Below are 25,997 nucleotides of genomic sequence, written 5' to 3' on the forward strand. Positions count from 1 at the left end.
TATGTAGTCCATCCGATGCGCTTGCGCGAATCAGAACGGCAATTTCATGCCTGGAGGCAGTTGCATGCCGGCGGTCATGCCGGACATCTTTTCCTGGCTGTTGGACTCGATCTTGCGCACGGCGTCGTTCACCGCAGCGGCAAACAGGTCTTCGAGCACTTCACGGTCATCTTCGCTGACGCCTTCCAGCAGGCTCGGGTCGATGCTCACGCGCTTGATGTCATGACGGCCGGTCATGACTACGGTGACCATGTCGCCACCGGCTTTGCCGGTGACTTCGGCATTGGCCAGTTCTTCCTGCATCTTGGCCATTTTTTCCTGCATCTGCTGTGCCTGCTTCATCAGGCCGGCCATGCCACCTTTCATCATGGGAATTACCTCAAAGTACGGGGATGGAAACGGCGCCCGGCCCCTGGCCCGGCGCCCTTTGAATGATCAGCCCTGAGCCGCCAGGGCCTCGACAGGTTCAATAGTATCGTGGCGCACCACTGCACCGAACTCCTGGACCATCCGCTGGATGAACGGATCACCATGGATCGACTCCTCGGCCTCGCGCTGACGATCGGCACGGCGCCGTGATGCAGCCTGGGCCGGGGTTTCCTGCTCGGGCTTGATCAGCTCGATCGCCAGGGTCAGGGTACGCCCGTGGTACTGGTTCAGGGCGTCGTTGAGGCGACGCTGCTGGGTGGCGTTGAACAGTGCGCTGTGGGCCGGGTCCAGGTGCAGCAGCCAATGGTCGCCGTCCACGGCCATCAGGGTGCAGTTGGCGGCGATGCTGCCGGTCATGCCCGAGATCGGCAGTTTCGGGAACAGTTGCAGCCATTCCAGGGCCAGGCCAGTGGCCGGCTTGGCAGCAGGTTCGGGCTCGGGTTCCGGCGCCGGATCGGCTGCGTGCTCACTGGCCAGTTCGTCCAGGTAGCTGTAGGCCGAATCCATGTCCGGCTCGATATAGTCCTCGTCCAGCGGCGGCTCGTCGTCCAGGTCGATACCCGGAGTGGCGGCGTCGACCTCCGCCACCGTGGGTTCCGGCACCGGGGCGCTGACCCACTCCGGCGCGTCCGGCACCACGCTGTCCGGCGTCGGGGTCGGCATCGGCGTCAGCTCAGGCTGCTCGGCGGCCACCTCCAGCACCGGCTCGACCGCTGGCTGCTGTTCGATCTGTGGCTCCACCGGATCGTTCCAGGGCAGGTCGACCACCGCTTCGGCAACCACCGGCTCGGGTTCGACAGCGACCGCTTCGGCCACAGGGGGCGCGACAGGTTCGGGCGCGGCAACAGGTGCTGGCGCCACTGGAGCACTCACAACCGGAGCCGGGGCAACGGTCGCTACAGGCACGGCAGGTGCCGGCGCCGCCACGGCTTGGGCGGAATCAACTGTGGCCTGGCTGATCCCCACTGGCTTTAGCGGCTGTCTCGGTGCATCCGCGGTATCGGCTGGGCGGAAGGCCAGCATTCGCAGCAGGACCATTTCAAAGCCGCCGCGCGGGTCCGGCGCCAACGGCAGGTCGCGTCGACCGATCAGGCCCATCTGGTAATAGAACTGCACGTCTTCGGCAGGCAGGGCCTGGGCCAGGGCCAGCACCCGGTCACGATCGCCGTGCCCGTTGTCGACCCCTTCCGGCAATGCCTGGGCAATCGCCACCCGGTGCAGCACGTTGAGAATTTCCGAAAGCACGCCGTTCCAGTCCGGCCCCTGCTCCGCCAAATGCCGCACCGCCTCCAGCAACGCCTTGGCGTCGCCGTTGATCAGCGCATGCAGCACGTCATAGACCTGGCCGTGATCGAGGGTGCCGAGCATGGCCCGCACATCGGCCGCCATGACCTTGCCTTCACCGAAGGCAATCGCCTGGTCGGTGAGGCTCATGGCATCGCGCATCGAGCCATCGGCGGCGCGGCCCAGCAGCCACAGGGCGTCATCCTCGAACGGCACGTTCTCCACGCCCAGGACGTGGCTCAAGTGCTCCACCACCCGTTCCGGGGTCATGTTCTTCAGGGAGAACTGCAAGCAGCGCGAGAGGATGGTCGCCGGCAGCTTCTGCGGATCAGTGGTCGCCAGGATGAACTTGACGTAGGGCGGCGGCTCTTCGAGGGTCTTGAGCAGGGCGTTGAACGAGTGGCTGGAGAGCATGTGCACTTCGTCGATCAGGTAGACCTTGAAGCGCCCGCGGCTCGGTGCGTATTGCACGTTATCCAGCAATTCACGGGTATCCTCGACCTTGGTCCGGCTCGCGGCGTCGATCTCGATCAGGTCGACAAAGCGCCCCTCATCGATCTCGCAGCACACCGAACAGGTGCCACAGGGCGTGGAAGTGATACCTGTTTCACAGTTCAGGCATTTGGCAATGATTCGCGCGATGGTGGTCTTGCCCACCCCGCGAGTGCCGGTAAACAGGTAGGCGTGGTGCAGCCGCTGGCTGTCCAAGGCATTGATCAGAGCCTTGAGCACATGGGTCTGGCCGACCATTTCGCGGAACGAGCGCGGACGCCATTTACGTGCAAGAACCTGATAACTCATCGAAAACCGTCGCAACTGGAAAGCGGAAGCCGGTAATGCTAGCGGAGCAAGGGCGAAATTGCATCCGGCGCGCTCGTCTAATCTGTCTAAGCTTGCATTTTGCAAAGGATTGCTCGCCCGCCGACACCCTGGAGACTGTATGCGTTTGACCTGGTGCGCCCTGTTTCTCTTCAGCGCCAGCCTGGAAGCCGCAGAGCCGCCCCTGCGCTTTGCCATCGCCGACAGTTGGACCATGCCGGCCATCGAGGTCGAAGGCGACCAGCCCACCGATGGCATCCTTTTCGACACCATGAACAGCCTGGCCCGGCACCTGGGTACCCCGGCGCAGTTTCATGTCCTGGCCCGGGCCCGGGTGCAGAACGCCATGGCCCAGGGCGAAGTCGACGTGCGCTGCTACGCGGCCCAGGCCTGGCTGCCGAACCTCTCCGGGGATTACCTGTGGAGCGTGCCGCTGTTCATCCAGCGCAACCTGCTGGTGAGCACCCATCCGGAGCCCTCGGCGGTCAACCTGCAGCAACTGTCGCGCCAGCATATCGGCACCGTCCTCAGCTATACCTACACCCCCTTGCAGCCGCTGTTCGATACCAACCAGCTGATACGCGACGACGCCCGCAACGAGGAGCAGGTGCTGCAGAAACTGGTGGTCGGGCGTTACCGCTACGCCATCGCCAGCCAGTGGACCCTGGACTGGTTCAACAAGACCCAGGCCACCGGCAACCCGCTGTACAGCGTCGCGGTGCTGCAGGAGCAGGCCGTCGGCTGCTATGTACGCAACGATCCGAGAGTGCCGGCCCAGCGCATCCTGCGCACCCTGTTGCGGATGAAGATGTCCGGCGAGATCGACGCCATCATCCAACGTTACGTCGGCCCCCAGGACGACGCTCAGCCTCCCGACATCGCCTCGCCCTGAAGCTCGTCGCTTCGCCATGCCTGCGGTGGCTCGAAGCTGCGCACCCAATCCAGCACCGCCTCGGCGGGCATTGGCGGCGCAATGAAATCCCCCTGGGCGACGTCGCAGCCAAGGGCCATCAAGCGCTCGCCATGCGCCAGGCTTTCCAGCCCCTCGGCCACCACCCGCCGGCCAAAGGCCTGGGCCAGCCCCACCAACGCCTGGATCAGCGCCTGATCGTCCGCGTCGTGCAGCATGTCGCGCACGAACAGCCGGTCGATCTTGATGGTCTGGGTGCGCAGGCGCTTGAGGTAGCTGAGGGACGAATGGCCAGTGCCGAAGTCCCCCAGGGAGAACTGCACGCCAAATCCCTGGCAGGCATCGAGGCAATCGCTGACCCGCTGGATATTGTCGATGGCCACCGACTCGACGATTTCCAGGTCCAGCAACGCCGGCAACACATCCGGATAGCGATCGAGCATGTCCTTGAGCCGCTCGACGAAGTCCGGGCGCTGGAAATGCCGGGCCGCCACGTTCAGGCTCACCGGCCAGCCCAGCCCCGCCTGCTGCCAGCCTTGCAGGCGGGTCATCACCTGGTCCATGACCCATTCGCCGATCTCGACGATCAGGTCGGTCTCCTCCACCTGCTGCAGAAACTCCTGGGCCCCCAGCGTGCCGCGCTGCGGGTGCTGCCAGCGCAGCATCGCCTCGAAGCCCACCACCTCACCGGTGCGCATGTTCACCTTGGGCTGGAAGTACAGGCGCAACTCGCCTGCAAGCAAGGCCTGGCGCACCTGCTCGACGGTCTGATAGGTGACCATCACTTCACGGTCGCGCAGTACATCGAACAGGTGGAAGCGGTTGCGTCCGCTCTGCTTGGCCACGTACATGGCCTGGTCGGCGTGGCGCAACAAGGTGTCGGCGTCGTGGTTGTCGGTGGGGTACAGGGTCACGCCGATACTGGCGAAGACGTTGATATCCTTGCCCTGGATCGAGTATGGCTGGGAAATGGTCGCCAATACTCTTTGCAACGCCGCGCGCAGCTCCAGCATGTCGCGCACGTAACGTAAAATCAGCACGAACTCGTCGCCGGCCAGGCGAGCCACCACGTCCTCGCCGCGGATGATCGAGCGCAGCCGCGCAGCCACCTCCACCAGCAGCAGGTCGCCACAAGCGTGGCCATAGCCGTCATTGACCGCCTTGAAGCCATCCAGATCAAGCATGCAGACCGCCAGGGGAATATCCTGCGCCCGGGAGAAATCCAGAGCCTGGTGCAGCAGGTCCGAGAGAAAGGCCCGGTTGGGCAGCCCGGTAAGCACGTCGTGGCCGACCCGCCATTGCAACGAATGCAACAGCTGACGCTTTTCGCTGACATCGAAGCGGATCGACACATAACGCACCACCTGCCCGGAGCGCTGATCCACCAGCGGCACCATGGTGCTGTCGACCCAGTACAGGCTGCCGTCCTTGGCGCGGTTGCAGATCTCGCCCTTCCACACCCGGCCCTGGGTAATGGTCTGCCACAACTCGGCAAAGAACTCCGGCGGATGCAGCCCGGAACTGAGCATGCGGTGGTTGGCGCCGATCAGTTCTTCACGGCTGTAGCCCGAGACCTGGCAGAACAGATCGTTGACATAAGTGATGCTGCCGCCCAGGTCCGTCTCGGAGAAGATGGCGGCGGCATCGACGGCCCTGCGGTATTTCTCATCCATGAGTCGAACTCACTGTCGCTAGCGGTTGAACCGCTCGACCAGGGCACGCAACCCGGAAGAGATGTTTTCCAGCTCGGCGCCGCGAACCACTCCGGCGCTGGCATTCTCGGCAGTGCGCTGCACAGTGACGGCGACACTGTTGATCTGTTCGGACACCGATTCGGCTACATGGGACTGCTCCTGGGATGCCGCGGCCATTTGCTGGCTCATATCGGTAATGCGCTCCACTGCCGCGCCGATGCCTTGCAGCGCCTGCTGGGCCTGGACCACCTGCTGCACGCCCTGCTCCGCCTCCTCGATGCCCAGGCTGGCGATCTGCACGGCTTCGTCGGCCCCGGCGCGCAGGCTCTGGATGATGCCCTGGATCTGCTGGGTCGACTCGCGGGTCTTGCCGGCCAGGGCCCGCACCTCATCGGCGACCACGGCAAAACCACGGCCCTGCTCACCAGCTCGGGCTGCCTCGATGGCCGCATTCAGGGCCAGCAGGTTGGTCTGGTCGGCAATCGCCTGGATCATGCTCGCCGCCACCATGATCTCCTGGGTCTGCCCGGCCAGATCGCCCACGGCCTGGTTGATCTGGGTCACGGTGCGCGCCAGCAACTGGATGGCATCCCGCGAGGTGCCGGCCACCTCGCTGCCCTGCCGAGCCAGCAGGTTGGCGGTGTGGGCTTCGCTGGCGGTGTGCTGGACGTGTTCAGCGACCTCGGTGATTGAAGCAGCCATCTGGGTCATGGCGGCCGCGGTCATGTCGGTTTCCGCCCGCTGCTCCAGCAGCGCCGACTCGGTGCGGCTGGACAATTGGCTGGAATCGGCCGCTGCGGTAGCCATCTGCCGGGCCAGATCGCTGAGGCGGGTCAGGGCGGTCTTTAGGCGCGCCTCCTCACTGATCAGGATCATCTGCAACTGCGCCGCCGGCCCCAGTGCTTCGCTGTAGGCCAGGGCGCAGATCGGATCGGCAAAGGTATTCGGTGTGCTACTGACAATCTGCTTGAGCTGCTGCCCCAGGCGGCGCTGGGCCAGCAGCCCGACAGCCACGAAACCCGCGACGGTCAGGCCCTGGGCGGCCAGCGTCGGTAGCCAGTGGAAGGCGGCCAGGCAGCCTACCGCCACCGCCACCGGCAGCAGCAAGGGCCGGGCTGCGGCCTCGATGCGGCGCCAGGCGCAAACCGGCGCCTTGTCGGCCCGCAGGCGCGCATACAAGGTTTCGGCGCGGCTGACCTGCTCTCGGCTTGGCTTGACCCGCACCGACTCGTAGCCCACCAGTTTTCCGTCCTCCAGGATCGGCGTGACATAGGCGCTGACCCAATAGAAATTGCCGTTCTTGCAACGGTTCTTCACCACACCCATCCAGCTCTGGCCAGCCTTCAGGTAACCCCACATCGACTCGAACACCGCCGCCGGCATGTCCGGGTGGCGAACCAGGTTATGGGTGCTGCCGATCAGTTCGGCCTGGCTGAAACCGCTCATCGCTGCGAACTCGGCGTTGCAGTACGTGATGTGACTGTTGATGTCGGTGGCGGATATGAGCCGCTGCTGGTCGGGAAAGGTCTGCTCAACAGAGGTGACCGGCAAATTGAGACGCACTTTAGAACTCCATAGACAGCCTGCGATCAACAGTTACCGGCACCCGGCAAGAGGCTGATTCGCGATGTACTTTCCTGGCGGTACGGCTCAATCGGAAGGTTCGCCCTGATTGCAGCCGTACAGCGGTTTGCGCGGCAGTTGACCATCGATTCGACGGAGATCAACTAGGATCAGATGAGGCGTCAGGTGGGGACGGCGGACGGAGCGTTGGCGGGATTTACGAGACGTTCGAGCCTCTGCCAAGTCCTTGGTTTAGGTGAACAAGGGAAATGCAATGATTTCTTGTTTCATAAACCAGCCTTCTGAAACTAGATCACCAAATACCTGTCCGAAGCGCCGATTCTACGAAATGCATCACATTTTGCAAAGCAAGGTGATGAACCATGGTGTTGTCTAATGCCAATATTTATCGTTAAGTTCTTGATTCTAAATGGGAATTGAGCGATGCAAATTTCAAGTTTGGGTGCAGCCATCAAGCGCTATCGAAAGGTAGCGGGGCTTACTCAGGCTGAACTAGGTGAAAAAACCGGTTTTGACCCAAAAACCATCAGCCGCTTCGAAACCGGCACCTACACCCCCAGCGTTGAAGCTCTATTTCTGCTAGCCGAAGTACTGGGAGTGAAGCTGAAAGCCTTCTTCGCCGATCTGGGCGACGAAGAGGAACAGCGGGCTTATTTGTTCGGTGTCATTCACAAAGCCACCCCGAAGGATCTGGGAAAGCTGATAGCAGCGGTAGACCAGGCCTTGTCCAAGCCTTGAGCCCCGCAACAAATCAACTCCAAGAGGCAGGTTTATCGACACCGATAAGCCGGCCTCTTTTTCAATCGACGACTCCTGACAGGAACTGACAGGCCAGCCCCCTAAGCTTGCGCCCAACGCACCATCCAAAGGCCTCTGGAGTCGCCATGATCACCAACACCTATTTCCTGCTCTACGTGGACAGCCCTGCCCTCAGCGCAGAGTTCTATAGCCGCTTGCTGGATAAACCGCCGGTGGAATCCGGCCCGACTTTCGCCTTGTTCATCCTCGACTCGGGGATCAAGCTTGGCCTCTGGTCCCGACACACTGTCCAGCCGAGCGCTCAGGCTGCCGGCGGTGGCGGCGAACTGGGCTGGGCCGTGGACAGCCGCGAAGCGGTGGATGAACTGCATCGGCACTTGCAAGCCCTGGGCATGACCATCGCCCAGCCGCCGACCCAGATGGATTTCGGCTACACCCTGGTGGCCCTCGACCCGGACGGCCACCGCCTGCGGGTGCTGTACCTGACCATCGACTGAGTCGCCAGCCCTGAAACAGCGCCGTATCGGCGCCCGACCCTGCAGCAAAATAAAACCGGCCGCCACATTGAGCCGCCCGGCACTCATCGTTATCCTCCCCGCCAACTTGTCACAAAATGTAAGGGAATACGATGAAGTACCTGCGCCTCCTCATGGCCATGGCCGCCCTCTGCGCCATGCCCTTTCTTGCCAGCGCCGCCACCGCGCCCGAGAGCAAGGACGCCGAACCCCAGACCGCCGAACAGTTTCTCGCCTCGCTCTCCCCACGCCACGGCAACGTCAAGCTGCCCGGGGATATCGCCAGCCTCGATCTGAGCAAGGAGTTCTACTACCTCAACCCCAAGGACACCGAGAAGCTGCTCACCGAGGGCTGGGGCAATCCACCTGGCTTCACCACCCTGGGCATGATCGTGCCCAGCGCCGTCAGCCCGCTGTCCGCCGAAGGCTGGGGCGTGATCATCAGCTACAAGAACGATGGGCACATCTCCGACGACGACGCCGCGAAGATCGACTACCAGGACCTGCTCAAGCAGATGCAGGAAGCGGACGAGGAAGACAACAAGCAGCGCCAGGAACAGGGCTACGGCGCCATTCACCTGTTGGGCTGGGCCGAGCAGCCAAGCTATGACGCGCAATCGCACAAGATGTACTGGGCCCGTGAACTCAAGGCCGAAGGCGCCCAGAGCCACACCCTGAACTACAGCATCCGCGTGCTGGGCCGCGAAGGCGTGCTGGAACTCAATGCCGTGGCTTCAATGGACGACCTGGACACCATCAAGCGCGAGATTCCCAAGGTGCTGGCCTTTACCAACTTCACCGACGGCAACCGCTACGCCGACTACAACCCGAGCACCGACAAACTGGCTTCCTACGGCCTCGCCGCCCTGGTGGCCGGCGGCCTCGCCAGCAAGGCCGGGCTCTTCGCCAAGCTCGGCGTACTGCTCCTGGCCGGCAAGAAATTCATCGTCCTGGGGGTATTGGGCCTTGCCGCCTTCATCGGCCGCCTGTTCAAGAAAAAGAGCTGAATCCCGCCCGGCAGCGCCCCGCCATTGCGCGGCGCTGTCACTTGCAAGGCCGGTACTAGCGGCCTTGCCCGGCAGGCACCTCATTGGCAGGTGTCGCCGACAAGCGCCGACGCCAACGCCCGTCCAATTGCATCGCCATCACGCTACCCAGCACCACTGCCGCCCCCAGCACCACGCTGGACTGCAGAGTTTCGCCCAGCACCGTCGCGGCCAGCAGCATCGCCACCGGCGGAATCAGGTACATGGCGATCGACGCGCGGCTGACCTCGACCCGTGCCAGCACATAGGCCCAGGCCAGGTAAGCCAGTGCACTGGGAAACAGCCCCAGCAATAGCACCGCGAGGTTCACCCGTAGTGATGCCTGGGCCACCGCCTGCGTCAGCCCGGGGGCATACACCAAGAGCAGTAGCGTACCGCCCCAGACCATGTAGCAGACAGTGGTCAACACCCCATAACGCCCGGAAAAGCGCCGCTGCAAGACGAAGTACAGCCCCCAGGAAAACGCCGCCAGAAGCACCAGCAGCCCTCGCGGCTCGATCGCCCCCAGGCCCTTGTCACCGGCCACCACCAGCACCGCCCCCAACAGCCCGATCACCACACAAAGCCAACGCCAGCCACTGACCGGCTCCCTGAGCCAGAAAAACGCGATCAGCGTGCTGAAGATCGGCGCGGACTGCGCCAGCACGCTGGATGCTCCGGCGCTCAGCCCTTGCTGGCCGTAGTTGAGGCTGACGTGATGAAAAGCGATGGCGAAGAAACCCAGTACCAGCAACCAGGGCAGGTCGCGCCAGCGCGGCAGGGAGATCTTCAGCACCAGCGCCATTGCGGCCATGAACAGCGAGGCAATCAGGAACCGCAGCAAGGCCAGGTGCCCGGGGCTGTAGCCCTCCAGGCCGATATGGATGCCCACCGGCGAATAGGCCCAACACAGAATCACCGCAGCGGTGGCCAGCACCAGCTTGAACAGGGGCGAGAGCATCACGACACAGATATCCAGAGGCAAGAAGAGGACCTGCAGTGTCCCGCCCTGCACAACTCACCACAATTAACCGATACTGATGTTATTCCTCACTGGAAATGAGCAATGGAACTGACCCAACTGAAAATGGTGAAGGCTGTGGCCCGCACCGGCAGCATTGCCCGAGCGGCCGAGCAACTGCATTGCGTGCCGTCCAATATCACCAACCGCCTCAAGCAGCTGGAAGGCGAGCTGGGCACCGAGCTGTTTACCCGGGTCGGACGCGGCCTGCGGATCAGCCCCGCCGGGGAAATCTTCCTCGGCTACAGTGAACGCATCCTGGCCCTGGTGGATGAAGCCAAACGTGCGGTGGACAACCAGGCCGAACCCAGCGGCCTGTTGCGCCTGGGCTCGATCGAGTCATGCGCCGGTGGGCGCCTGCCTCCCCTGCTGGCGCAATACCACAAGCGCTATCCGAAGGTGAGCGTGGAGCTGGTGACCGGAACCTGGTCGCAACTCTTTGAAGAGCTGCTGCACCAACGCATCGACGGCGCCCTGGTGGCCATCGACAGCCTGCCGGCCAAACTGCAACAGACCGTGCTCTACCACGAACCCCTGGTGCTGATCTCCAGCGGAAACAGCGCCCCTATCCGCAGCGCCAGCGACTTGCAGCACCACAACCTGTTCATGTGGCCGCCGGGCTGCCCCTATCGCCGCGCCCTGGAAAACTGGTTGGGCAGGCACGGTCTGAACCTGCCCATCACCGGCTATGCCAGCTGGGGCACCATCATCGGCTGCGTCAGCGTGGGGGCCGGGGTCTCGCTGATACCGGAAGGGGTGCTGGAGCGCTATTCGCAATCGGCCAACCTGAGCGTGCAGCGCTTCGACGACCTGCTACCGGTGGATAACCGTTTTGTCTGGCACAAGGATGTACAACACCATGGCGCCAGGGACGCCTTTGCCCAGTTGCTGCGGGAGCAGCTGGGGGCCTGACAGCCCGCAGCAACCTTGCAGGCAACACCGAGCATTTGGGCACAACGAGGCAGTCACGATGACTGAGCCCCCATCAGGGCGTCGATAAAGGGGGCCTTCTGCGCAAGGTACTCGCCAATGCCCTCGCGATTGCTGGCCTCAAGCCGAAACTTCAGATCCTGATACTGTTGGCGGATGCCGCTGTCCTGACGCAACAGATCGCGAAAGCGCAGCATGCGCCCCACCTGCTCATGACCGGCGACACAGACATGCACCTTGTGGGTGCGTATACCCTCTACATCGCGGCGGTAAAAATGATGCCCGGGGGACAGATTGCTACCCCGGACATACCCCAGGGTCGCCATGAAGGCATTGCGCGCGGCTTCATCCACCTGCTCCGCGACCACCACCAGCAGATCGATTTCCGGCTTGGCCGCCAATCCTGGAACAGCAGTGCTCCCCACGTGATGAATATCCATCAGCTCGCAGCCGAAGCCTTTGGCTATGCGCGCCTTCTCCCCTGCAAATGCCGCAGGCCAATGATCGTCATAGAGGGAGATCTTACTGGTTAGCGCCATGACCACTCCTTGATGCAAAGGCGTTGGATATTCCAGGAGCCCGCCGCCCGAGCCAACAGGACACAGGGATTGGCGAACCACAAACAAGGCGCACGACAACGGCACGTCAACAGAAATGCTGCACGAGCTCGAAGGTTGGCAGGAATTTTGATTCATCTCGTTGAGGACCAACGAGGAGCGTTATGGAGGCAACCCCACCAGCCACACCCCGGCACACAATGTTCCCGCTGTGGCTGCTGCCTTCCGGCTCTGACCAGGGTGGCATGCAAGCATGCTTCGCAGTTCGCTGAAAGGCTCACTGCGTCTGGGCTGACGGGGTTTTGCTCGGGGACTCTCGCACTTGGAATCAGGTGCGGAACACACCACTGAAAGACGTCAAAAACTCGGGGTGTAGCCAGCACTGTCACACATTGCTGTCACACACGAGTGTCACACATGACCTACATTGTCCGTCGCGGCGCCTTCTATTACTTGAATCTCCGCCTTCCAAAACATCTGTTCCCACGCTGTCACACATTGCGTTTGAGCTTGAACATTCGCGAGCGTCAGAGCGCCTTGTTCCTCGCTGCTTCCCTTGCCCAGCAGGTACACGGACATCTATCCGAACACCCTCTGGCAGACATCCCAACGCTGCGTAGGCTTTGCACTGGATGGAGAGATACGTGCCCTACCCCGTTCTCAATACGCAGCTCACACCAAGCCATAGCCAAGCCAACGAGATCGGCCGCTAATGGCCCAACACTGTCTAGTCTGTCGAAGCTCTATATAGAAGAAGGCAAACGTGGCGGCACGTGGCGAACTGTCAGCACCTTCGAGGTGGAGCGCGCTCTACGCGATTTATTCGAGTTGATGGGTGACATGCCCGCCGAAGACTTCGATATCCAGCAAGCCCGACTACTGAAGGAACGGCTGAGCCGATGCCCTCAATACTTTGGCCTACGCCCCGAGTTCGAAGGTAAGACCCTGCGACAGGTTGTCGAATCAGCTAGCACATACAAGACGATCTCTGCGGTAACGGTGAACAACCGGCTACGCAAACTCTCTGCCTTTCTCAACTGGTGCAAGGCCAATGGCTACATCGCGGACAATCCATTAGCAGGTCTGAAGGTAAAGACAGGATCAGCCAAGGACGCACGACTTTCATTTGAACAACACGACCTGACGACCCTGCTCAATCTGGATGGGCTTAAGGCGGAGTCTCATAAATACCCTTGGCGGTACTGGATACCATTGCTGGGCCGCTACACGGGTGCAAGATTGGAAGAGCTATGTCAGCTGCGCGCCGATGACTTCATCCAGCAACAAGGAATTCAATGTATTCGGATCGATGACAGCAACGAGGGTCAGAACTTGAAGAACTCCAGCAGCCGACGCTTACTGCCCCTCCACCCCACTTTGTTCGAACTTGGCCTGCTGCGGCATGTTGAGTCGATCAAGGCCAGCGGGATAGACCGGTTGTTCCCTGAGCTTGAGCCAGTACGGGGAAAGCTCGGCCATGCCGTTTCAAAATGGTTCGGCAGGCTCAAGACAAAATGCGGAATTACGGATACCCGCAAGACCTTCCACAGTTTCCGCCACACATTCATTGATGACCTGCGTGACGCTGGCGTCCAAGACTCGTTGATCAAGCGAATGGTGGGGCATGAAGACAGCTCCGTCACCTTCGGCATCTATGGTAGCAGGACTCCGATCAAGGCAATGGCCGAGGCGTTGAGACACATTCATTAATCACGAATAACCTACCGGAAACCCCGATGAAACTGCCCACAGCATTGACCGCATCCATGCCGCTCCACGCAACAAACCCAATGTTTACAGGGCGTATGGATGGTCTGTACCAAACAAAGGGCGTTCCTCACCGTGAAAATCAGTTTCTGATGAAATCGGCCCCGTCAACCCCAGACCTTGACCGATCATCGAAATCATGTATAATACACCGCCTACCCAGTAGGTAGACAGACATTCAGAAGCCTCCACCGCGACCACCGAACAGGTGCCTTGCAAGGGGGCTTTTTAACGCCTGCGATTTACCCAAACCCTAACCGGCAATACCCGAGGTAACGCCTATCGCAATGAACTTGAACAGGAGAACAATCCATGAGCAATACGCCACAACTACTATCCGCCGTAGAACTTGACACCATGAGCGCCAGAATGGGCGCCAATGCTGATCAATGGCTTGAAAAGAAGTTCAAACCGATCAAGTCCAAGGGGCCAAAGGTTGACAAGGTTACCCGGCGCCCACCGAAAGTTATAGCGAACCCATTTGCCGGCTTTCTGATGCGACTCGATGACTATGGTCGAGCGTACCCATTGTTCGCTATGGATATCATCGAAGGCATCGCTCGGCTTGATTGGCATGACCGAGAAATCGGTCAGGGTGGAATCTCCAAACCGCTGAGCGTAAGACGGATTATCACTGTCCTAGAATGGTTACCAGAGATCACCAACAAAGCAGTTGAAGACTTTCTCGACCTTGGGGAGCGCCAAGCACGCCGTTACGTAAAAGCCGCTGAGTTGGCAATTCCTCGCATGATGAAATGTCGCCCGGATTCGCTACGGTATGAGATGGATGGTATTGAACCACCTCGCAAGTCCTGCCAGTGGGAAGACTTGGAAAAACTGATTACGCCAAGCCCCGAAGAACTTGCCAAGCTGCACCAGGATCTACGCACCTTCACTGAATACGCTACGGCTGAAGAATACGAGCGCCAGTATCCTGATATGTCTATGGGGGCTGTTGTGGTCGCCCTACCCAAGCGGGAGCTCGTTCTTCAGATGCTTGCACATGGTAAAGCCGTCAAGGCTATCGAACGTGAAGTTGGTGTAACTGCTAAGACCATCCGCCGTTGGCGTGAAGAGAATCAGGCCGCGTAGTACTAGTACGAAGGGGGGAATATCGGCCGCATGTATATAGAAGCACTTCTCAATGCGAAGCATTGGTAGAGCTACTCACATGCGGAGTATGAAATGGTTGAATCGCCGTATCGTCCCGATTCTGGATCAGCACGCTGATAATAAAATGATATCAACACACTTCTACGCTCTTGATCTTGATCTGGTTATGCGAAGCAACGAGAGTGATCCACGTAAGCGACGCTTGAAGCTGACTCAGCTTTCATAGCTGGGGATGAATGATATTTATATCATCCCCTCAACCCAAGGCTTGCCGCCTTGACGGGCAATCATCCAAGCCGGGCTTGAGAGGAACACTATCGTTAGCTGCCGCTAACCATTCGGCACCAACAATAGTCAAGATCAAAGGCAAGAGCTGATCGGTGTTGTTTTTATTGGTGCTGCGCACGACCGATAGGTCAGTGGTGATCCGCTCTTACAGGATGAATTTTTGAAAGCCCAGCTTTCAGTGCAAACACTCAATTCAGCGGAGCGAGGAGATTATCCCAACCAACTCCGCTTTCAGTGCGGGACAACTAGCGCAGGTAGAAGTAGAGGAACACAACAACCAGGACCACGAATATCACCCTTCCTTGAATGACATCACTGGTCAATTTATCTGACTTGATCTGTCGGTAGGTGTCGGAATCGCTCAGACCCTGCGTCTTGTAGTACATGATCTGATTGATCTGCTTATCGAGCCTCTTGTTGTGGCTTTGATTGCTCGAAGCAACAAAGAACCACACGATCAGCCATAGACCAAAAGTCGGGATACAGAGCAGCAGGTGCAGAATGTGGTTTGTAGTCTTCTTTTGGCTGCTGAGAAAGTAGAACTGGTCGTTCATGATTGTCCTTGTTCGGTCGATGAATGGCGTGTGTACCTGTGATCGACAATATCTGAAATTCAGATATCTGAAAACCGGATATAGGTTGAGAGGCTACCCACCCGTAGCCAGTCAGCCATGTCAAAGACAATCTATAGACCCGAACACGCTGCGCTTTTGTCGCTGCTAAAGAAGTACAGGAAAGCTGCTGGCCTAACGCAAGTCCAGTGCTCGAAGGCCCTGAGTCGCCCTCAGTCGTTCATGAGTGACGTTGAAAGCGGTACACGTCGCTTGGATATCGTCCAGCTTCGCGACCTGTGCAAGGTTCTGGGAATTGGTTTGCAAGACCTGATTGTAGAGTTTGAAAAGTCATTGCCAGAGGACTGACAGGGCTACAGTTCACATCCCCCGGCCAGCCCCCCTTGCGGAAGTACTGGCCTGAGCTAGCGTTGATGGTGTCGCCAGCGTGGCGATAAGCCATTAAGGAGTAGCACATGGTTAATAAGCGCGGCCGAGACTCTGGGAACGGGCAGTTCATTCCTATTGAAGAGGCTAAGAGACGTCCTAAGACAACCACAGTTGAGACGATCCCTAAGCCAGCCCCGAAGAAAAAGGGTAAGTAACACTTCTGCGAGGGTGTCGGTTGATGCCCTCACGCCCCCTCCATACCTGATCCCCAGCTATCAAAGAAGTAGACCTATCCGGTAGTTCGATAGTCGCCCATGAGCTACTATCAAATAACTATTTGAGATATCTATTTGATTCAATTATCATTGATCTATCGAATTAAAGACCAAAGGATAGTCTTTCAATGAACGCTCACCTTTACCTCCGTGCATCGACCAAAGACCAAGATGCCAACCGTGCAAAAGTCGCATTGGAATTGTTCGCTGGTGAGAAGGGATTGAAAATCGTTGGCGTATACGCCGAGAACATCAGTGGCACCAAGCTCAACCGTCCTGAGCTGCTTGCTCTGCTCGACACTGCCGAGAGTGGAGACGTGCTATTGGTCGAGTCTGTAGACCGCTTGAGTCGCCTTTCACAAGCGGACTGGGACACTCTTAAGGCCACTATCAAGGCCAAGGGGCTTCGGCTGGTTGTGGCTGATCTTCCCACCAGTCACATGTTGGTTGAAGCGAAGGGCATCACGGGGCAAATCATGGATGTGATCAACAACATGTTGATTGACCTGATGGCCACCATGGCCAGACTCGATCAAGAGAAGCGTGTGGCGCGTATCATGCAGGGTTTAAAGAACAAGAAAGCTGCTGACCCTGAATGGAAGCCAAAAGGAAAAGGAAAGAATACTGCCAAGTGGGAAGAAGTTCAGTCGCTGATGCGGAAGCATCCAACAATGTCCGCTGACGAAGTCGCCAAGCTTGCTGGCTGTGGTGTTGCCACCGTCTACAGGATCAAGAAAGAAACGAAGGCTGCATAACCCGCGACTCTCTGTAAAGGTTTACACGACGCCCCCCCCCCCCCGCCAACGCGGGGCTTTGTCGTATCTGTGTTTGAGAACGCTTCAACTTATTTTAGAGAAGCTGCGACCCTCATTCGCCCCCCCTCGCACTTAGCTAAGCACCCCGGATAGGTCGCCAGCTTATTTTTTGCCAGTGACAAACCAAACCACTATCGAAGTGCACCGAAAATTTTGGCGGGGCATGGTAGATTTTCTGGCGTGCCTTGGCCGTCCAAGAAGCAGAGAAAAATGATGCTACAGTAGTGGCTCATTTATCGCGGAGTTGAGGAACAATGCCTATCCGTAGAAGTGGGAATTTTGACTTGGGTGCCAGCGTACTGCGGCTGACGCAAGAAAAGATAGCTGGTTTCCTGAGCGAGGAAGAGCTTGCTCAAACAGAAGTGAAACTCATTGACGGGAAACTCACATTCAACGCCCCCGACTCTGTGTTGAAAAAGATTACGCAGCATTTTGGTCAGCCAGCCGGCTGAGTTGCTTTGCGAGAATTGCCCATGCTCTTTTACGTGGGCAGCTTGGAGGGGAAAACGTGGGTGAAACGGATACGCCAGATTTCAACAAAGCCCGAGGCTACTTGATCGGTTTTTCAACTGTAGTCCTGCTGCTGTGGTACTTCGGCGCTGACCTTTCGACTTTCAAACTGCTCGGGAATGAGATCAGACTCAAGAAAAACGTTCAAAACGTCTGGATGGTTCTGGCGGGTATCAATGCCTATCTGTGGTTGAGGCTGTATCAACGAACTCCCGAAGGCAGCTTCCGCTTTGATCTTCCAATGCACGACCTGTATGAGAAGGCGCTCATCGGAGTCGTCAAGCGTCTAGGCAAGAAAGAGATGCGAAATCATGTTTTGGAGCTGATTGAAAAGTCACCCGGCACTGTTGATGGCGAGTTCAAACTCATCAGCTTCAATCCCAAGGGAAAGATGACTCATCACGAGAGCCCCCCCCCACCAAAGGGCACAGCCCTCCCAGACAAACTCGCGATAGTTCGAAAGCTGGACAGCAGAACGAGAAACGAAATTCGCTATTCTTTTTACATTCACTACACGGTGGGCGGAAATGAGCACCATCAGAGTGGTGGTCAAGCATTCACGACAACTCCTTCTCGCCTCGTTGCAACGCTAGTCAAATGGTATGTTTTCGCCAGAGGCGCGATTGTATCGCCTTGGTTCTTCGACCACATTACTCCCTTTGTATTGGGTGGCATGAGCATATGTGTTGCTTTGTTCAACTGGTGGCAGATTAACTACCCACACCTGTGAATGCTTGCAGCTTGGGTAGAGGGCTTGTATTTCGTAGTTTGCGTGCCAGTTCAGTACATAGGCGTATGCCCTTGCAAATGAGCATACAAGTTCTAATACATACGGCAACTGACATCAGCGACGAAAAAAAACTATTTATTAGCTCAGATAGTATCCCACTGCCCTTCACAAGAACAATTTAAACCCACCAACCAGCTTGTCTTTTCATCTGCAAAAATACCAGAATACTCGATTAACCACTCATCAGCAGAATCAAACCCCAAACACTTAGATCTTCCTAATTCGATCTCACAAAAAACCTTAGAGGCGTCAATAAAACCTGAGAATGGGCGACATACACTCCTAACACAGTCACTTAAACAGGGCTGGAGAACATCAACAGTTATGCATCACACAAATAAATTCACTAAAATTCTTGTGCATATATAACAACCGTTTCACTAGAATCTATGACGGATGCATCGGTATACATTTCAACCAATTCTTCTTGAGTAAGCAACCTAGACCCAATCCTCCCTCGATTGAACATTTCCTCGAACAACTCCCCAGACAAAGAAACAGTGCGAATATTATCGTACTCTAATTTCTCTCCATCTCGAGCCCCTTTACTTTTGCACTCTTCAATCATGCATATAGGCAAATGCTCACCACTGGAAATAAATTTCTGATCAGCGGATTGTAACTTGTCTGTAGGCCGCAAGAAACTGGAGCAATAAGGGAAACGGTAATGGGCTGCAGTACTACTTTCTTTGCACAGTCCTCGCTTGCACCCAAAAGCTTCCATCTTGCCAATCTGAGCTTTCATTCTATCATCAGAAAGATACAATGCCTTCTTGTCCCAAATTTTGTATTGGACCATTACCACGCTTGTCAAATCCGTTATCGGGTCGTGTCTTTCATATATTATATCCGCCCCCGTAATATGCTCAGGTCGATCAGGATGCAGCACTCGCAAGCGCAAAAAATTTCCATCGGGAAGCATAAAGTCTTTTTTCCCAAGCCCATTTCCGAGCACAGGCATATTTCTTTCGACATTATATGCATCCCGAAATATTAACTTATTCTCCGAATGCGACGCAGGAGAAAGTTCTTCCTTGGCTTTTTTAAGCAAATTAAGACGCTTTTTTATTTGATCTGTCTGTTCTTTTTTATGACTATCTCTTTTTGCCACATCCAGCAATCGAGACAACTTTTCTATTTCAGCCTCCAACAAAATTAGCGCCGTAATCTTTGTATTTGACTCAATTGATTCTAGCTCAGCTCGCTGCCTGTACTCACGCGCGGTTTCACTCTCACGCTGCCTCCTGAGCAGACTATTTTCAGGCCCCAGCAACTCTGGATATAGCTCACCACCGAGATCAAGTGAATTATCATATGTTCCTTTTGCCATGTCGCCTTTTGTAGCGATCTTGATCATACCCCTTATGGCATTAAGGGTAACCCACTCTTGATTAATACGTTCTTCATTTTGTTGGAACTCCACTTTCGACCGCCCCCATCGCTATTATTCTGCTCATCGTAAACTTCACAAACCATCAAACATTACTCACAGCAGTGACTGCACAAGCAGCGCATCAACCTCTAATACAACAACGCACAACTCATACTAGCCATAACCACACCTTAGCACCTGCACTAGACGCGCCAATAGACATCATACGAAGTAGTGCTCATTAAGGTCCGGGTCACGGTGTATATTCGCTATAAGATCAGAGCGACGGCATCGCATTTCCATATATATGTGATCTAAACTTTCAACATCTAGCCTCCAGACACCTTGAGACTGATCGTATTTGGGCACACCTAACACATACAAGAAAAACGGCTCTGCCGGACGCTTACTCACGCCTTTAGCCACTTTCAAAATCTTTTCTAGGAGCATTTTATAATAGGAAGGCGCTTGCTTAATCGAATCTGAGACAGCGCCCCCCAAGAGCCTAACAACAACATGGGCTCCCTTGTGCGGGACTGAGAAGCCTCTACCAAATTTAAAGTGGAAATACTTATCACAGGTATCGACATTGACAGCCAAGCCACAATAGACATGCCTTCTATAAATGTTAGGAGACTGGTTATCTATCGGAACGAAGAGAGATCTAACTGTACCCGAGTTCCCATCAATAGCCAGGCCTCGACCAAGGGGCCACCCCCCACTTAAAAGTGCTTCAATCGAATAACACTTCGGATTAGCAACCCCCGAACTTCCTACTGGTCGCCCCCGAGACACGTAACGAAGAATTATGACTTTATCAATAGGGAAATTACCTGCACGAGAAGGAACACCGAAATATCCTTTACGACGTTTTGTCTCAAACACAATCTCTGCTGCATCAGTTATAGAGGCTCTTTCTCTTCTACCCTTTCCTGACAGAGTAAGAACTGGAGCTACATATTTCGGCTCAAATGAGCAGCCCGGAAAATGCCTTTCAGACCCACGAGCAGTCTTGAAATAGTGGTCAACTTTGTAGATTGATCGCCCTAAATTCGCACAAACATACCTCGCTCTACAAGTCGAGTCCAAACATGCAAAATCGTCCTTTCGCGTGATTACTTGCCGAAAGTAGAGCTCGACTGCCTCTTTGGCACTAACTTCTCGCTTAAGACTAATACAGTAAGCTCTATCCAATTAGCTTACCCCCGAGTTATCAAACATCGGCACCACCCCAGATTGCATATCGCAATTGAAGATGGGATCAAATACTCCGAGCGCCCCCCCCAACGTACTCTTAAGGGTTCCGTGGTATGTGGATAAAGACATTGGCATGACAATCCCTGTGCACTGGCACTTAGGGCAAAATGCCATGATGCGTAGGTACTTTCAAGCGCCTCTTTTTTTTAGCCCACACTCAGACGCCCCCGGGAAATAGGAACGAGTGTAGGTCGCAGGCAGCACGAGACGAACCCAATACCGAGATCGAGGACCTAAAAGAGCTTGGGATAAGAATGGTGCCTAGATAGAATGCCCAGCACAGTGCACACTTAGGTGTACCTAAACGCTGTCACACTTCGAGATTTTTGACTGACAAATCCTTATAAAATCAAGGATTTAGGGATTGGAGGCAACCCCACCAGCCACACCCCGGCACACAATGTTCCCGCTGTGGCTGCTGCCTTCCGGCTCTGACCAGGTTCACGGGTAATCGTTGCGGGGGGACCGATGGGGTCACCATAACGACGCTCGCCTGACGGCGAGCCGCGCCATTGTACCTATCTGAGTCGAACTTACAACCGCTGGCTGCAGATTAAAATTCGATGGGCTTCAAGCACTTGGCCGTGGCCCACCTGCCGTGGGGGCGAACTTGCTGGCGAAACAGGCATCGCGGTGCATCAGGGAAATCGCGCTGGGGCCTTCGCGAGCAAGCTCGCCCCTACAGGACGGAGAGGATCAGTCCAGGGACAGGACTTCGTCGGCGCGGCCGCCTTCCTGCTGGATCACCAGGTGGATGAAATGCAATTTGGCAATCACCGCGGGCGGCAGGATGAAGGGGTAGAAATCCGGTTGGCCCATGCTGCGGGACAGTTCGTTGAGCATGCCCGCCAGTTCGATCCAGGCGTTGACGAAAGCCAGGAACGCCGGCCCGCCTGGATGCTGCGGATCATAGAGGCTGCTCAAGGGAAACGGCTGGTAGTCGAGGTCGACGTCCCGGGCGCTCATGCCGAAACCCAAGGCGGTGTCCACTGCATCCACCATGTGCAGGTAGTGAGCCCAGGTCTCCGCCCAGTCTTCCCAGGGGTGCATGGTGGCGTAGGCGCTGACATGGCTTTGCTGCCAGCCAGCCGGCGCGCCCTTCTGGTAGTGCCGCTCCAGAGCTTGCGCGTAGCTGTAGCGTTCATCGCCGAAGAGGCTGCGAAAGGCTTCCAGCCAGGGGCTGTTGGCTATCAACCGGTCCCAGTAGTAATGCCCCACTTCGTGACGGAAATGCCCGAGCAGGGTGCGGTAAGGCTCATGCATCTGGGCACGGATCTTTTCCCGGTGGGCGTCGTCGGCTTCCTTGATATCCAGCGTAATGAGGCCGTTGGCATGCCCGGTAACCGGCGCCCTGCCCTCCAGATCGACACCGATGAAATCGAAGGCCAGCCCGGCCTGCTCATCCTCGCCCTTGGGGATCACCTGCAGCCCCAGGTCAAGCAATTGCGCCACCAACCGCCGCTTGGCAATTTCCACCTTGCGCCAGCGCTCCGGGTTCTCGGCTATGGACAGGTCGGGAATGGTGCGATTGAGCTTGCAGGCCACGCACAGGCTGTCGGTCAGATGCGCCGGCAGCAGCCAGTTGCAGGCTGCCGGGGTATCGAGGTTGGCGCAACGCCTGAAGGCGCCGGCTTCGGGCTTGGCATCCAGCACCCAGGTATCGCCCGCCGGCCCGGGCTGCAGGGAAGACAGCAGACCCAGGTGCGGTGCATAGCCAAGCAGTGCCGAACAGGCCAGGCACTGGCTGTTGCGAAAGAACAGCGATTGCCCGCAGCGGCAGGACCAGAGTTTGCTATTACGTGAACGGTCGCCGACGAAGGGTGCGGCGATCCGGGAACTGAGCTGCTCGAAGAAGCGGTACATGGCGAATCCTCCCTGGGGCTTGCCAAGACTAGATCATGGGCAAGCCTGTGGGGTTCCAAGATTCGTACCACTGCGCCGCTGGCGACGAGGCGCACCCGAAGGCACGGCAGCGGCTACAGGTCAGGTCGGGACGCCGTGCTCGGTCAGGAAAGCCACGAAGGCTTCTTCGTCCAGCACCTTGAGCCCCAGTTCGTTGGCCTTGGCCAGTTTGGAACCGGCGCCGGGGCCGGCCACCACGCAGTGAGTCTTCGCCGAGACCGAACCCGCCACCTTGGCACCAAGGCTTTCCAGCTTGTCCTTGGCCACGTCGCGGCTCATCAGTTCCAGGGAGCCCGTAAGCACCCAGGTCTGCCCCGCCAGCGGCAGGCCCGCAACCACCTTCTTCTCGCTTTGCCAATGCATGCCAAAGGCCTGCAGCTGCTGTTCGATGGCCTGGGCCAGTTGTGCATTGGCCGGGTTGTCGAAGAATTCACGCACCGCCTTGGCCTGCTTCTCTGGCAGCGCCTGGCGCATGTCCAGCCAGTCGGCCTCGATCACGCCTTGCAGTGAGCCGAACTTGTCGGCCAGTTTCTGCGCGGCGCCCGGGCCTACTGAAGGGATGTTGAGCTTGTCGAGCATGCCGCCCAGGGTGGTGCTGGCGGCGAATTCGGCGCCCAGTTCGCCCTGATCCTGCAGCACCAGGCCGCATTGATCTGCCGCCAGCAGGGAACCGATGACTTCCTGGTTATGACTGTCCTCAAAGAAGCTGTGGATTTCGTGAGCCACTTCCAGACCGACATCCGGCAGATAGGTCAGCACTTGCGGCAGTGCCTGCTGAACCCGCTCCAGGCTGCCCAGGGAGCGTGCCAGGACCTTGGCGGTTTCCTCGCCGACATCCGGGATACCCAGGGCATAGATGAAGCGCGCCAGGGCCGGACGCTTGCTGTCTTCGATGGCCTTGAGCAGTTTGTTGCTGGACACCTCGGCAAAGCCTTCCAGGTCGATGATCTGCTCGTATCTGAGCCTGTAGAGATCAGCCGGCGAGGCAATAAGGTTCTCGTCCACCAACTGTTCGATGGTCTTGTCCCCCAGGCCTTCGATATCCATGGCACGACGGGATACAAAATGGATGATCGCCTGCTTGAGCTGGGCCCCGCAGGCCAGCCGGCCAACGCAGCGATACACCGCACCTTCGCTGACGGTTTCCCGGCCCTTGCTGCGCTTGACCAGTTGCGTGCGCTCTACGTGGGAACCACAGACCGGGCAGCTCTCGGGGATCTGCACCGGGCGGGCGTTCTCCGGACGACGCTCGGTCACCACTTGCACCACTTGCGGAATCACGTCGCCGGCACGGCGGATGATCACCGTGTCACCGATCATCAAGCCCAGGCGCGCCACTTCATCCATGTTGTGCAAAGTAGCGTTGGATACAGTGACCCCGGCCACCTTGACCGGCTGCAAGCGCGCCACCGGCGTCACGGCGCCGGTACGACCAACCTGGAACTCCACGTCCAGCAGCTCGGTGAGCTCTTCCATGGCCGGGAACTTGTGGGCGATGGCCCAGCGCGGCTCCCGGGCACGGAAACCCAGTTCCCGCTGGGAGGCGATGCTGTTGACCTTGAACACCACGCCGTCGATCTCATAAGGCAACGCATTGCGCCGCTCGCCGATCTCGCGGTAGTAGTCCAGGCATTCGTCGATGCCCTTGGCCAGCCGCAGTTCACGACTGATGGGCATGCCCCACTGCTTCAACCGTTCAAGGTTGCCGATATGGGTGTCGGCGATGTCCGCGCTGACCTGGCCCAGGCCATAGCAGCAGAACTCCAGGGGCCGACTGGCGGTGATCTTCGAATCCAGCTGGCGCAGGCTGCCCGCCGCTGCGTTGCGCGGGTTGGCGAAAGTCTTGCCGCCCGCTTCCAGTTGCGCAGCGTTCAGGCGCTCGAAGCCGGCCTTGGACATGAACACTTCACCGCGCACTTCCAGGGTTGCCGGCCAGCCACTGCCTTGCAGCTTGAGGGGAATGTTGCGCACGGTACGCACATTGACGCTGATGTCTTCACCGGTGGTGCCATCGCCACGGGTGGCGCCGCGTACCAGTACGCCATCCTGGTACAGCAGGCTGACTGCCAGGCCATCGAGCTTGGGCTCGCAGCTGTACTCCACCGCCGCGCCGCCACCGAACAGATCACCGGCCGGCAGGTCCAGGCCTTCGTTGACCCGGCGATCGAACTCGCGCATGTCGACTTCCTCGAAAGCGTTGCCGAGGCTGAGCATGGGGATTTCATGACGCACCTGGGTGAAGGCCGAAAGCGCTGCGCTGCCGACACGCTGGGTTGGCGAATCGCTGGTCACCAGTTCAGGGTGCTCGGCTTCCAGGGCCTTGAGCTCACGGAACAGCCGGTCGTATTCCGCATCCGGGATGCTGGGTTCATCCAGTACGTGGTAGCGGTAATTGTGCTGGTCCAGCTCAGCGCGCAGCTCAAGAATGCGGGTTTCGGCGGCGGTCATGGGGTTCTCTCACAAAGCAAAAGAGCAGCCTAGGCTGCTCGATCTGAAGATTGGGGCAAGGACTTCGCTGGCAAGCCAGTTCCTGTACAAGCCAGCCCCTACATGGAGGGGCTGGCTTCAGGAGCTTAGCGCTTTTGGGTCAGGGCGCGGCGTTCGAATTCGACGATGCGCTGGCGGTAGTGTTCGATGGTCTGGGCAGTCAGGACGCTGCGTTGATCGTCCTTGAGCTCGCCATTGAGCTCCTGAGACAACTTGCGCGCCGCCGCCACCATCACGTCGAAGGCTTGCTTGGGGTGACGCGGGCCCGGCAGGCCGAGGAAGAAGCTGACAGCCGGGGTGCTGAAGTGGTCGATATCGTCCAGGTCGAACACGCCCGGCTTGACCGCGTTGGCCATGGAGAACAGCACCTCGCCGTTGCCAGCCATGCTTTCGTGGCGGTGGAAAATATCCATCTCGCCAAAACGCAGGCCGCTTTCCAGGATGTTCTGCAACAGGGCCGGCCCCTTGAAGCCGGCAGCGTCGCGGCAGATCACGCTGATCACCAGCACTTCTTCGGCTTGCGGCTGGTCCTTGTCGCTGTGGCTCGCGGACTTGCTTTCCTCAGCCGGGAAATCATCGTCGCGGCTGCTGAAGCTCGGGCCACTGTCCAGATCCAGGTCCAGGTTGAGGTCGCCCTGATGCGGCTCGCCACCGCGCTTGCCGCGCTTGGACGAAGAGCTTTCCCGCGGTTCGCGGGCAGGCATGCTGACCGACGGCAGGTCATGCTCGTCCAGCTGCGGCTCTTTATGGGTATCCAGAACGCGGGGCGGGCCCAGCAGCTCGGCACTGCCTTCATCGTCCGGCAGATTGGAAAGACTTCGATCAAGACGGAACTTCAACTTCCCCTTGCCGCCGCGCATACGCCGCCAGCCATCAAAAAGAATACCGGCGATAACAATAATGCCGATGACGATCAGCCACTCGCGCAGACCGATTTCCATGTAATCCCGTGC

22 protein-coding genes, 1 other RNA gene and 1 pseudogene are annotated in these 25,997 nt (G+C 58.0%); 11 read left to right on the plus strand and 13 right to left on the minus strand.

What is annotated here, in order from left to right:
• Positions 1–30: 30 nt before the first annotated feature.
• Complete coding sequence (locus tag AC1RMG_RS27365; RefSeq protein ID WP_015634779.1) at positions 31–369, minus strand: YbaB/EbfC family nucleoid-associated protein; 339 nt, start codon at positions 367–369, stop codon at positions 31–33.
• 66 nt (positions 370–435) lie between these two features.
• Complete coding sequence (gene dnaX / locus AC1RMG_RS27370; protein ID WP_011060224.1) at positions 436–2,514, minus strand: DNA polymerase III subunit gamma/tau; 2,079 nt, start codon at positions 2,512–2,514, stop codon at positions 436–438.
• Between the two features lie 139 nt (positions 2,515–2,653).
• Between dnaX and AC1RMG_RS27375 the strand changes: the two genes are divergently transcribed.
• Complete coding sequence (locus tag AC1RMG_RS27375) at positions 2,654–3,424, plus strand: substrate-binding periplasmic protein (RefSeq protein ID WP_011060223.1); 771 nt, start codon at positions 2,654–2,656, stop codon at positions 3,422–3,424.
• On the opposite strand, the gene AC1RMG_RS27380 is transcribed toward AC1RMG_RS27375, so the two are convergent.
• The 3 genes and pseudogenes from AC1RMG_RS27380 to AC1RMG_RS27390 all read right to left on the minus strand — a co-directional run.
• Positions 3,397–5,115, minus strand: coding sequence for a putative bifunctional diguanylate cyclase/phosphodiesterase (locus AC1RMG_RS27380; protein ID WP_493170716.1), 1,719 nt, complete (start codon positions 5,113–5,115; stop codon positions 3,397–3,399). The two genes, AC1RMG_RS27375 and AC1RMG_RS27380, sit on opposite strands and share 28 nt — an antisense overlap.
• 18 nt (positions 5,116–5,133) lie before the next feature.
• Positions 5,134–6,243 carry a methyl-accepting chemotaxis protein gene (locus AC1RMG_RS27385; RefSeq protein WP_370059480.1) on the minus strand — a complete coding sequence of 370 codons (1,110 nt, stop codon included), beginning with the start codon at positions 6,241–6,243 and terminating at the stop codon, positions 5,134–5,136.
• Positions 6,244–6,417: 174 nt separating this feature from the next.
• Positions 6,418–6,699 (minus strand): annotated as a pseudogene (locus AC1RMG_RS27390) (PAS domain-containing protein); the annotation flags it as partial.
• A gap of 444 nt (positions 6,700–7,143) precedes the next feature.
• Between AC1RMG_RS27390 and AC1RMG_RS27395 the strand changes: the two are divergent.
• From AC1RMG_RS27395 to AC1RMG_RS27405, 3 genes are all read left to right on the plus strand, one after another.
• The gene (locus AC1RMG_RS27395; protein WP_011060220.1) at positions 7,144–7,458 is read left to right on the plus strand and encodes a helix-turn-helix domain-containing protein; all 315 of its coding nucleotides are present in this window, start codon (positions 7,144–7,146) and stop codon (positions 7,456–7,458) included.
• A gap of 146 nt (positions 7,459–7,604) precedes the next feature.
• Entirely contained in the window at positions 7,605–7,976 is a 372-nt protein-coding gene (locus tag AC1RMG_RS27400) for a VOC family protein (RefSeq protein WP_493170719.1), read from the plus strand.
• Positions 7,977–8,107: 131 nt separating this feature from the next.
• Positions 8,108–9,001, plus strand: coding sequence for a DUF2167 domain-containing protein (locus AC1RMG_RS27405; protein ID WP_065363450.1), 894 nt, complete (start codon positions 8,108–8,110; stop codon positions 8,999–9,001).
• 55 nt (positions 9,002–9,056) lie between these two features.
• On the opposite strand, the gene AC1RMG_RS27410 is transcribed toward AC1RMG_RS27405, so the two are convergent.
• A complete protein-coding gene (locus AC1RMG_RS27410; protein WP_183000930.1) occupies positions 9,057–9,980 on the minus strand; it encodes a DMT family transporter in 924 nt (307 codons plus the stop codon).
• A 105-nt stretch (positions 9,981–10,085) separates the two neighbouring features.
• Here AC1RMG_RS27410 and AC1RMG_RS27415 point away from each other — a divergent pair, with 105 nt between their 5' ends.
• On the plus strand, positions 10,086–10,952 hold the full coding sequence (locus AC1RMG_RS27415; protein WP_011060216.1) for a LysR family transcriptional regulator: 867 nt from the start codon (positions 10,086–10,088) through the stop codon (positions 10,950–10,952).
• A 53-nt stretch (positions 10,953–11,005) separates the two neighbouring features.
• Here the strand turns inward: AC1RMG_RS27415 and AC1RMG_RS27420 are convergent, their stop codons facing one another.
• Complete coding sequence (locus AC1RMG_RS27420; protein ID WP_011060215.1) at positions 11,006–11,509, minus strand: GrpB family protein; 504 nt, start codon at positions 11,507–11,509, stop codon at positions 11,006–11,008.
• Between the two features lie 435 nt (positions 11,510–11,944).
• On the opposite strand from AC1RMG_RS27420, the gene AC1RMG_RS27425 reads away from it, so the two are divergent.
• Both AC1RMG_RS27425 and AC1RMG_RS27430 read left to right on the plus strand, forming a co-directional pair.
• Positions 11,945–13,237: a tyrosine-type recombinase/integrase gene (locus tag AC1RMG_RS27425; protein ID WP_493170723.1), complete on the plus strand. Its 1,293-nt coding sequence runs from the start codon at positions 11,945–11,947 to the stop codon at positions 13,235–13,237.
• 369 nt (positions 13,238–13,606) lie between these two features.
• Positions 13,607–14,386, plus strand: a complete 780-nt coding sequence (locus AC1RMG_RS27430; protein WP_493170725.1) for a helix-turn-helix domain-containing protein — start codon at positions 13,607–13,609, stop codon at positions 14,384–14,386.
• 554 nt (positions 14,387–14,940) lie between these two features.
• Here AC1RMG_RS27430 and AC1RMG_RS27435 read toward each other — a convergent pair.
• Positions 14,941–15,249 carry a hypothetical protein gene (locus AC1RMG_RS27435; protein WP_493170727.1) on the minus strand — a complete coding sequence of 103 codons (309 nt, stop codon included), beginning with the start codon at positions 15,247–15,249 and terminating at the stop codon, positions 14,941–14,943.
• Positions 15,250–15,366: 117 nt separating this feature from the next.
• On the opposite strand from AC1RMG_RS27435, the gene AC1RMG_RS27440 reads away from it, so the two are divergent.
• The 4 genes from AC1RMG_RS27440 (at position 15,367) to AC1RMG_RS27455 (ending at position 17,966) form a co-directional block, all read left to right on the plus strand.
• Positions 15,367–15,615 carry a helix-turn-helix domain-containing protein gene (locus AC1RMG_RS27440; RefSeq protein WP_493170729.1) on the plus strand — a complete coding sequence of 83 codons (249 nt, stop codon included), beginning with the start codon at positions 15,367–15,369 and terminating at the stop codon, positions 15,613–15,615.
• Between the two features lie 424 nt (positions 15,616–16,039).
• Positions 16,040–16,666 (plus strand): recombinase family protein, encoded by a 627-nt coding sequence (locus AC1RMG_RS27445; RefSeq protein WP_493170731.1) that lies wholly within the window; start codon positions 16,040–16,042, stop codon positions 16,664–16,666.
• A 344-nt stretch (positions 16,667–17,010) separates the two neighbouring features.
• Positions 17,011–17,178 carry a hypothetical protein gene (locus AC1RMG_RS27450; protein WP_493170734.1) on the plus strand — a complete coding sequence of 56 codons (168 nt, stop codon included), beginning with the start codon at positions 17,011–17,013 and terminating at the stop codon, positions 17,176–17,178.
• 56 nt (positions 17,179–17,234) lie between these two features.
• Entirely contained in the window at positions 17,235–17,966 is a 732-nt protein-coding gene (locus AC1RMG_RS27455) for a hypothetical protein (protein ID WP_493170736.1), read from the plus strand.
• Positions 17,967–18,372: 406 nt separating this feature from the next.
• Here the strand turns inward: AC1RMG_RS27455 and AC1RMG_RS27460 are convergent, their stop codons facing one another.
• The 5 genes from AC1RMG_RS27460 to zipA form a co-directional block, all read right to left on the minus strand.
• A complete protein-coding gene (locus tag AC1RMG_RS27460; RefSeq protein WP_493170737.1) occupies positions 18,373–19,449 on the minus strand; it encodes a hypothetical protein in 1,077 nt (358 codons plus the stop codon).
• Between the two features lie 1,580 nt (positions 19,450–21,029).
• An RNA gene (ffs, locus tag AC1RMG_RS27465) (signal recognition particle sRNA small type) lies at positions 21,030–21,126 on the minus strand.
• Between the two features lie 225 nt (positions 21,127–21,351).
• Complete coding sequence (locus tag AC1RMG_RS27470; protein WP_103289754.1) at positions 21,352–22,518, minus strand: zinc-binding metallopeptidase family protein; 1,167 nt, start codon at positions 22,516–22,518, stop codon at positions 21,352–21,354.
• 120 nt (positions 22,519–22,638) lie between these two features.
• A complete protein-coding gene (ligA, locus tag AC1RMG_RS27475; RefSeq protein ID WP_077933648.1) occupies positions 22,639–25,005 on the minus strand; it encodes an NAD-dependent DNA ligase LigA in 2,367 nt (788 codons plus the stop codon).
• Between the two features lie 125 nt (positions 25,006–25,130).
• Positions 25,131–25,985 (minus strand): cell division protein ZipA, encoded by an 855-nt coding sequence (gene zipA / locus AC1RMG_RS27480; RefSeq protein ID WP_047284900.1) that lies wholly within the window; start codon positions 25,983–25,985, stop codon positions 25,131–25,133.
• Positions 25,986–25,997 lie beyond the last annotated feature (12 nt).

The sequence above is a fragment of the Pseudomonas sp. GW822-FHT04H02 genome (genome assembly GCF_058800645.1).

Excerpts from the sequence above, each read along its gene's own strand:
- AC1RMG_RS27430 (WP_493170725.1), top strand. The coding sequence starts at position 13,607 with ATGAGCAATACGCCACAACTACTATCCGCCGTAGAACTTGACACCATG.
- AC1RMG_RS27415 (WP_011060216.1), top strand. The coding sequence starts at position 10,086 with ATGGAACTGACCCAACTGAAAATGGTGAAGGCTGTGGCCCGCACCGGC.
- AC1RMG_RS27410 (WP_183000930.1), bottom strand. The coding sequence starts at position 9,980 with ATGCTCTCGCCCCTGTTCAAGCTGGTGCTGGCCACCGCTGCGGTGATT.
- AC1RMG_RS27440 (WP_493170729.1), top strand. The coding sequence starts at position 15,367 with ATGTCAAAGACAATCTATAGACCCGAACACGCTGCGCTTTTGTCGCTG.
- AC1RMG_RS27400 (WP_493170719.1), top strand. The coding sequence starts at position 7,605 with ATGATCACCAACACCTATTTCCTGCTCTACGTGGACAGCCCTGCCCTC.
- AC1RMG_RS27395 (WP_011060220.1), top strand. The coding sequence starts at position 7,144 with ATGCAAATTTCAAGTTTGGGTGCAGCCATCAAGCGCTATCGAAAGGTA.
- dnaX (WP_011060224.1), bottom strand. The coding sequence starts at position 2,514 with ATGAGTTATCAGGTTCTTGCACGTAAATGGCGTCCGCGCTCGTTCCGC.
- zipA (WP_047284900.1), bottom strand. The coding sequence starts at position 25,985 with ATGGAAATCGGTCTGCGCGAGTGGCTGATCGTCATCGGCATTATTGTT.
- AC1RMG_RS27425 (WP_493170723.1), top strand. The coding sequence starts at position 11,945 with ATGACCTACATTGTCCGTCGCGGCGCCTTCTATTACTTGAATCTCCGC.
- AC1RMG_RS27365 (WP_015634779.1), bottom strand. The coding sequence starts at position 369 with ATGATGAAAGGTGGCATGGCCGGCCTGATGAAGCAGGCACAGCAGATG.
- AC1RMG_RS27420 (WP_011060215.1), bottom strand. The coding sequence starts at position 11,509 with ATGGCGCTAACCAGTAAGATCTCCCTCTATGACGATCATTGGCCTGCG.
- AC1RMG_RS27380 (WP_493170716.1), bottom strand. The coding sequence starts at position 5,115 with ATGGATGAGAAATACCGCAGGGCCGTCGATGCCGCCGCCATCTTCTCC.
- AC1RMG_RS27470 (WP_103289754.1), bottom strand. The coding sequence starts at position 22,518 with ATGTACCGCTTCTTCGAGCAGCTCAGTTCCCGGATCGCCGCACCCTTC.
- AC1RMG_RS27405 (WP_065363450.1), top strand. The coding sequence starts at position 8,108 with ATGAAGTACCTGCGCCTCCTCATGGCCATGGCCGCCCTCTGCGCCATG.
- ligA (WP_077933648.1), bottom strand. The coding sequence starts at position 25,005 with ATGACCGCCGCCGAAACCCGCATTCTTGAGCTGCGCGCTGAGCTGGAC.
- AC1RMG_RS27445 (WP_493170731.1), top strand. The coding sequence starts at position 16,040 with ATGAACGCTCACCTTTACCTCCGTGCATCGACCAAAGACCAAGATGCC.
- AC1RMG_RS27375 (WP_011060223.1), top strand. The coding sequence starts at position 2,654 with ATGCGTTTGACCTGGTGCGCCCTGTTTCTCTTCAGCGCCAGCCTGGAA.
- AC1RMG_RS27435 (WP_493170727.1), bottom strand. The coding sequence starts at position 15,249 with ATGAACGACCAGTTCTACTTTCTCAGCAGCCAAAAGAAGACTACAAAC.